General features: G+C 70.1%; 5 protein-coding genes. 2 read left to right on the forward strand and 3 right to left on the reverse strand.

The genetic code is table 11. The annotated features are described in order from the left end of the window. The 3 genes from ABD844_RS00005 to ABD844_RS00015 form a co-directional block, all read right to left on the reverse strand. Positions 1-1,180, reverse strand: a 1,180-nt coding sequence (locus ABD844_RS00005; protein WP_344871538.1) for an acyl carrier protein, incomplete at its 3' end; no start/stop codon positions are given. 34 nt (positions 1,181-1,214) lie between these two features. Further along, positions 1,215-2,504, reverse strand: a complete 1,290-nt coding sequence (locus ABD844_RS00010; protein ID WP_344871540.1) for a type III PLP-dependent enzyme domain-containing protein — start codon at positions 2,502-2,504, stop codon at positions 1,215-1,217. Then, the gene (locus tag ABD844_RS00015; protein WP_344871542.1) at positions 2,501-3,436 is read right to left on the reverse strand and encodes a proline iminopeptidase-family hydrolase; all 936 of its coding nucleotides are present in this window, start codon (positions 3,434-3,436) and stop codon (positions 2,501-2,503) included. The genes ABD844_RS00010 and ABD844_RS00015 overlap by 4 nt, the downstream gene beginning before the upstream one ends. A gap of 526 nt (positions 3,437-3,962) precedes the next feature. Here ABD844_RS00015 and ABD844_RS00020 point away from each other — a divergent pair. Both ABD844_RS00020 and ABD844_RS00025 read left to right on the forward strand, forming a co-directional pair. Further along, positions 3,963-5,258, forward strand: coding sequence for an activator-dependent family glycosyltransferase (locus ABD844_RS00020; RefSeq protein ID WP_344871544.1), 1,296 nt, complete (start codon positions 3,963-3,965; stop codon positions 5,256-5,258). Between the two features lie 60 nt (positions 5,259-5,318). Further along, a partial coding sequence (locus ABD844_RS00025) for a type I polyketide synthase (protein ID WP_344871546.1) occupies positions 5,319-6,855 on the forward strand: 1,537 nt, incomplete at its 3' end.

The raw sequence follows: 6,855 nt of genomic DNA on the forward strand, positions 1-6,855 counted from the left end.
GAATCACCCCCAACACCCGACGCCCACCAGCCACCGCATCCGACAACCGCTCCAACAACAACACACCCACACCCTCGGAGAAGCCGGTACCGTCCGCGTCCGCGCTGAAGGCCTTGCAGCGGCCATCGGGGGCGATGACGCGCTGGCGGCTGAAGGCGGTGTAGGTGCCGGGGGAGGACATGACGGTGACGCCGCCGGCGAGGACGAGCGGGGTCTCGCCGGTACGCAGCGACTGACAGGCCAGGTGAATGGCCACCAGCGACGCCGAGCAGGCCGTGTCCACCGTCACCGCCGGGCCTTCGAGGCCCAGGGTGTAGGCCACCCGGCCGGCGACGACGCTGGGCGCGGCGCCGGTGACGAGGTAGCCCTCGAGGTCGGCGGGGGCCTGGTCGAGGCGGGGGCCGTAGTCCTGCGGTTCGGCGCCGATGAAGGTCCCGGTCTGGCTCTGGTGCAGGGTCCGCGGGTCGATGCCGGCGTGCTCGATGGCCTCCCAGCACGTCTCGAGGATCAGCCGCTGCTGCGGGTCCATCGCCAGGGCCTCGCGCGGGCTGATCCCGAAGAACGCGGCGTCGAACTCGGCCGCGTCGAGCAGGAAGTGGCCCACGCGGGCGTAGCTGCTGTTGGCGGCGTCGGGGTCGTCGTCGAAGAGCCGGTCCAGATCCCAGCCGCGGTCCTCGGGGAACCCGGTCACCGTCTCCCGTCCGTCGCGGATCAGCTCCCAGAGCTGGTCCGGGTTGGTCACGCCTCCGGGGTAACGGCAGGCCATACCGATGATCGCGATGGGTTCGTCGGAGCCGACGGCGGCGGTGACGTCGGCGGTCCTGCCCTCCTCCAGGCCGAGGACGTCGGTGAGCAGGAAGTCGGCGAGGGCGGTCGGCGTCGGATGGTCGAAGGCGATGCTGATGGGCAGGTCGGCGCCGAGTTCGGCGGCGAGCCGATCGTGCAGTTCGACCGCGGCGAGGGAGTCGAGGCCCATGTCCTTGAACGTCTGCTCGGCGGAGACCTCGTCCAGGATCCCGGGCAGTACGTCGTTCATCACGTCGAGCGTCGTCCGGCTGATCAGGTCGACCAGAACCGCCCGGCGTTCCGCCGCGCCCAGTTCCGTCAGTTGGGCGGCGAGGCTCGCCGTGGTAGCTGCGGAAACCCCGGCCTCGAACTCGCTGTGCTGCGACTGACTCATCTCGCGACTCTCCTGACAGGTACGGGGGCGGGCCTCAGATGTGGACGCGGTTGAAGAGGATGCGTGATGCGGAGAGGACCTGCTCGCCGCGCATGGTGACCTCCATGGGGGCCGGCCGCCCGAGGAACATCAGCAGGCTGGCCGTGAGGCCGTAGGCTCCCGCGTTCGGGACGGTGACCACGTCTCCCGGCTGCAGTTCGGGAACGGAGACGTTCCGCCCGAGGACGTCACCCGGCGTGCAGAGCGGGCCGACGAGGGTGGTGTTGCCCCACACGGCCGTGTCCCGGGACGACCCGGCGGACGCCTCGTCGTGGGTGTCGAGCCCGACGTTGACCGGCAGGAGCCGGCCCAGCCCCGACATGCCGCCCAGCACGTTGATGCCGGCGTCCAGGATCACGAACCTGTTGCCGCGGCTCTCCTTGACGTTGGTGACGGTGCACACCAGCCGGCCGCAGTCGCCGACGAGATAGCGTCCCGACTCGCAGGCGATGTGCGGGCCGCCGGTCCGCCAGCCGGGGAAGTGAGCGTTGAGCACCTTCTCCAGCGCCGCTCGCAACCCGCCGTAGACGGGCCGTTCGCCGGGGACGAGGTAGGGGGAGGCGAAGCCGCCGCCGATGTCCAGCAGCTCCGGCTCCAGCCCGGTGGCGTCGCGGACCGCGGCCGCCGTGGCGATCGTGTGGCTGAACTCGCCGATGAGGGACTCCTCGTCCTTGGCGTTGCTCAGCGAGAACAGGTGCATCCCCGTGACGCGGGTGTTGCGCACCGCGCGGATCTCCGGCATCAGCTCGGGCAGCGTCTCGCTGTCGAAGCCGAACTGCGAGGGCCTGCCCGTCATGCGGATACTGGTCGTGGCACCCGCTCCGGCGCTGTTCACGCGCAGCAGGCAGTCGACGACCGTGCCGTCCCCCCAGGCAGCCCAGCCGACCCGCCGCAGGTCGTCGATCGACTCGACGGAGAACGTACGCACGCCCGCCTCGACGGCGGCATCGAGTTCGCTCGCCGTCTTCCCCGGGCCGGTGTAGAGGATGTCGTGCGGGTCGAAGCCCGCCTCGAGGGCCGCCGCGAGCTCACCCATGGAGCTGATCTCGGCCTTGCACGGGAGCCCGTCGCCGGTACGCAGCGCCCGGGCGAGGTCGGGGTGCGGGTTGGCCTTGAACGAGAAGTAGACCGACGTGCCCTCGGGCAGGGAGGCGTACAGGTCGTCGCGGGCGGCCGCGGCGCGGTCGAGGTCGTAGACGTACAGCGGAGAGCCGTAGAGTTCGATGAGTTCCGCGTCGCTCTTCGCGGTGTCCAGTTCGTCATACGTCACGCTTGTGCCGTTCACGGTCTGTCTCCTTCGAAGATCGGTGCCGCCGCCTGCTCGAGGCTCGTCAGGAATTCCGTCACGACCTTGAGGAAGAGCTTCGGTTCCTCCAGATGCGGCGAATGGCTGGAGTTCTCGAAGCACGCTCCCCGGGCCCCGGGGATGAGGTCGAGGAAGGGCCGGATGGCCTCAGGTGTCACCTCGTCGTACCGTCCAGAGATCACCAGGGTGGGCGCCGTCAGACGGGGCAGGAGCTCCACGACGCTCCAGTCCTTCAGCGTCCCGATGATGTGGAACTCACACGGCCCGTTCATGGTGTGGTAGACGGTCGGATTGCTGAGGGTGTCCATGAAGGTGGCGGTGAACTCGCGCGGCCACGGGTCCAGCCGGATGACATGGCGCTGGTAGAAGACCTTCATCGCGTCGAAGTACTCGCGGGTGTCCGTGGTGCCCGCCGCCTCGTGCGCGAGAAGGGTGTCGTTCACCCCGCCGGGGAGCAGGTCGCGAAGGACCTTCAGCTCTTTCAGCCACAGCGGGTACGAGGCTGGCGAGTTGGCGATCACCAGCCCGCGCAGCCCCGGCGGCCGGCGGGAGGCGTGCTTCGCGGCCAGCAGCCCGCCCCAGGAGTGCCCGAGCAGGACATAGTCACCGGCGATGCCCAGGAGGTTCAGCAGGTTGCACAGCTCGGCGTCGAAGAGTTCGGGGGTCCAGAAACCGGGATCCGCGTCGTCGATGCGGGTCGAGCCGCCGTTGCCGAGCTGGTCGTAGTGGACGACCGGCCAGCCCGATCCGGCGAGGTCCGCCAGGCCCGACAGATAGTCGTAGGTGCCGCCGGGCCCGCCGTGCAGCACCACGACGGCGGGTTTGCCGCATCCGAGATCGCCGGTCACCCGGTACCAGGTCGCGTGGTCGCCGAACGGCACGGTTCCCTGGCTGGTGGGGGATCGGGACAAGCCAACCACCTCATCACGATCGGTGCGGGAGGGGACGCCCCCTGCGGTGACCCTTCACGGAAACGCCGCCCGGAGCACCGGTCGCCAACGCGAGGACGCGTACGACCGCGTACGACTGCGTACGACTGCGTTCGACCGCGTACGGCGAATGACGCGCATTCACGCTCGTGGTGCGCATGAGCGGCCATGACGACGCTAGGTGAAGGACGACCGCCAAGCGGACCCCTATCCCGCCCGTCCCTTTCCCCTTAACCCACGGACAGGACCGGTGCCGTTCGCCGCGGCGGCCGTCGCTCCCCGTGGATCTTCGAAGCCTCCCGGTGGCCTTCCGAGCCCACCTCGGGGACGCATGTCCGCTGGGGCACCTGAGGGGTGAGCTAGGGGTCGGCCTCCGCGCAGGTGCGTGACTACTGTCTTGATCGGCGTCGGCTGGGCTGTGCCGTCCGCGTCCTCTCTGAGACGGCACTCCGGCCGGACATCGTGATCTCTTCTGACGTCTCCGTGACGTTCTCCGAAGGACGGTTGTATGCGCGTCGTTCTCACCCAGCTCGCGGCCACCGCCCACCTCAACCTCATGGTGCCCCTCGGCTGGGCGCTGAAGGCGGCCGGCCACGAAGTCGTGGTGGCCGGCCAGCCCGACATCATGCCCGCGGTCGAACGGACGGGCCTGACCGGCGTCGCCGTCGGCGAGGAGGCGAGGTACGCGGAGCGCATCGCCGCCCTGCCCCCCGAGGGAACGATCTACGGCTCCGGGTACGACATCACGGAGACGCGGCCCGAGGTCCTCACCTACGAGTACGTACGCGACTGCCTGGCCGCCTTCGCCTCCCCGCTGGCGCTCGACATCAACACCGACGCGACCGTGTTCGACGACCTGGTCGCCTTCTGCCGGGTGTGGCGGCCCGACCTCGTGATCTGGGACAGCATGACGTTCACCGGGCCGGTCGCGGCGGCCGCCAGCGGTGCCGCGCACGTACGGACGACCATCGGCCGCGACCACTGGGGCCGGTTGCGGGAGCTCTTCCTGCGACTGCGGGCCGACCGCCCTGAGGCCGCCGGCGAGGACCCCGTCCGCGACTGGCTCACCGCCAAGCTGGAGAAGTACGGCTGCGCCTACGACGACGACCTCGTACTCGGCCAGACCACGATCGACTGGATGCCCTCCTGGCTGCGCATCCCCGCGCAGTACGACTACCTGCCGGTGCGGTACGTCGCGTACAACGGCCCCGGGGACGTGCCTGGGTGGGCGCTGAGCCCCGAGCCGGGCAGACCGCGCGTCTGCGTCACCCTGGGCCTCTCCTTCAACGAGGTGTGGGAAGGCCGCGCCGAGCTGGGGTACGCCGACCTCTTCGACGCGGTCGCCGACCTGGACGTCGAGGTCGTCGCCCTGCTGGGCGGCGCCACGGTCCCCGACGGGATCACGGTGCCGGGCAACATCCGCATCCCCGGATACGTGCCTCTGGACCCGCTGCTGAAGAGCTGCTCGGCGATCGTCCACCACGCCGGTACGGGAACCACACTGACCGCGCTGCTCAACGGCGTCCCACAGCTCATCGTCCCGCACGCCCTGCACGACGAACGCCAGGTGGCGGACGCCGTCGACGCGTACGGAGCGGGCGTGCACCTCCCGCCGGAGAAGCTGTCCGCCGATACCCTGCGCGCCGCGCTGCAGCGGATCCTGAGCGACTCCGCCTTCGCCGAGCGCGCGGACCGGGCTCGGCAGGAGATGCGGGAGACCCCCACCCCGCACGCCCTCGTCCGCGATCTGGAGGCACACGTGGCCCGTCATCAGGAGGCGGCCCGCCTCGCCGGTGCCGCCTGACGCCCGCCGATCCCTGTCCCTGCTCCTGTCCCACTACTTTCGAGGGTTGGTTGAGATCTGATGGCCACTGACGACAAGTTCCGTGACTATCTCAAGCGGGCCACCGCCGACCTGCAGCGGACCCGCCGGCGGCTGCGCGAGGTCGAGGCGAAGGAGCGCGAGCCGATCGCGATCGTGGGCATGGCCTGCCGTTATCCGGGTGGGGTGGAGTCGCCGGAGGACCTGTGGAACCTGGTGGCGGAGGGCCGTACGGGCCTGTCGCCGTTCCCCGACGACCGCGGCTGGGACCTGGAGGCGTTGTACGACCCCGACCCGGACACCCCCGGGACGACCTACCTGCGCGAAGGGGGCTTCCTCGAAGGCGCGGCCGAGTTCGACGCCGCCTTCTTCGGGATCAGCCCGCGTGAGGCCCTGGCGATGGACCCCCAGCAACGGCTCGTCCTGGAGGTCGCGTGGGAGGCGCTGGAACGGGCCGCTCTCGACCCCGGCTCGCTGCGCGGCACCTCCACCGGCGTCTTCGTCGGCGGAACGCAGACCGGGTACGTCGCCTCGGGCCTGGGACCGTTCCCCGAAGGCGTCGAGGGGTACGTGCAGACCGGCAACACCAGCTCCGTCATCTCGGGACGCATCGCGTACACGCTGGGCCTCGAAGGCCCGGCGGTCACCGTGGACACGGCCTGCTCCTCGTCGCTGGTGGCCATCCACCTGGCCTGCGACTCCCTGCGCAAGGGGGAGAGCACCCTCGCCCTCGCGGGCGGGGTCACCGTCATGCCGACGCCCGAGCTCATGGTCGACTTCAGCCGGCAGCAGGGCCTGGCGCGCGACGGTCGCTGCAAGGCGTTCTCCGACGACGCGGACGGGACCGTGTTCTCAGAAGGCGTCGGCCTGATCGTGCTCGAACGCCTTTCGGACGCCCTCGCCAACGGCCACCAGGTGCTCGCCGTGATCCGGGGCTCCGCGGTGAACCAGGACGGTGCCAGCAACGGGCTGACCGCACCCAACGGTCCTTCGCAGGAGCGGGTGATCCGTAGCGCCCTCTCGGCGGCCCAGCTCACGCCACGGGATGTGGATGTGGTGGAGGCGCATGGGACGGGGACGGCGTTGGGGGATCCGATTGAGGCGGGGGCGTTGGTGGGGGTGTTTGGGGGTCGTGGTGGTGGGCGTGTGTTGTGGTTGGGGTCGGTGAAGTCGAATATTGGGCATGCGCAGGCGGCTGCGGGTGTGGCGGGTGTGATCAAGATGGTGTTGGCGTTGCGGTTTGGGGTGTTGCCGGCGACGTTGCATGTGTCGGTGCCTTCTTCGTATGTGGATTGGGGGCGGGGTGGGGTTCGGTTGTTGGGGGAGGCTCGGTCGTGGCCTGTGGAGGTGGGGCGGGTTCGGCGTGCGGGGGTGTCGTCGTTCGGGGTGAGTGGGACGAACGCGCATGTGATCGTGGAAGAGGCTCCGGCGGTGGCGCCGGTGGAGGCGCCGGTGGCTTCGGCTCCGGTGGAGGCGGGTGCTGCGGGTGCTGGGGTGTCTGGGGGGTTGGTGCCGTTCACGATCGGGGAGTCGGGGTTGGGGTTGGGGTCGGGGGTTGGTGTGTGGGTGGTTTCGGGTC

The organism is Nonomuraea antimicrobica (assembly GCF_039536965.1).
GTDB lineage: Bacteria > Actinomycetota > Actinomycetes > Streptosporangiales > Streptosporangiaceae > Nonomuraea > Nonomuraea antimicrobica.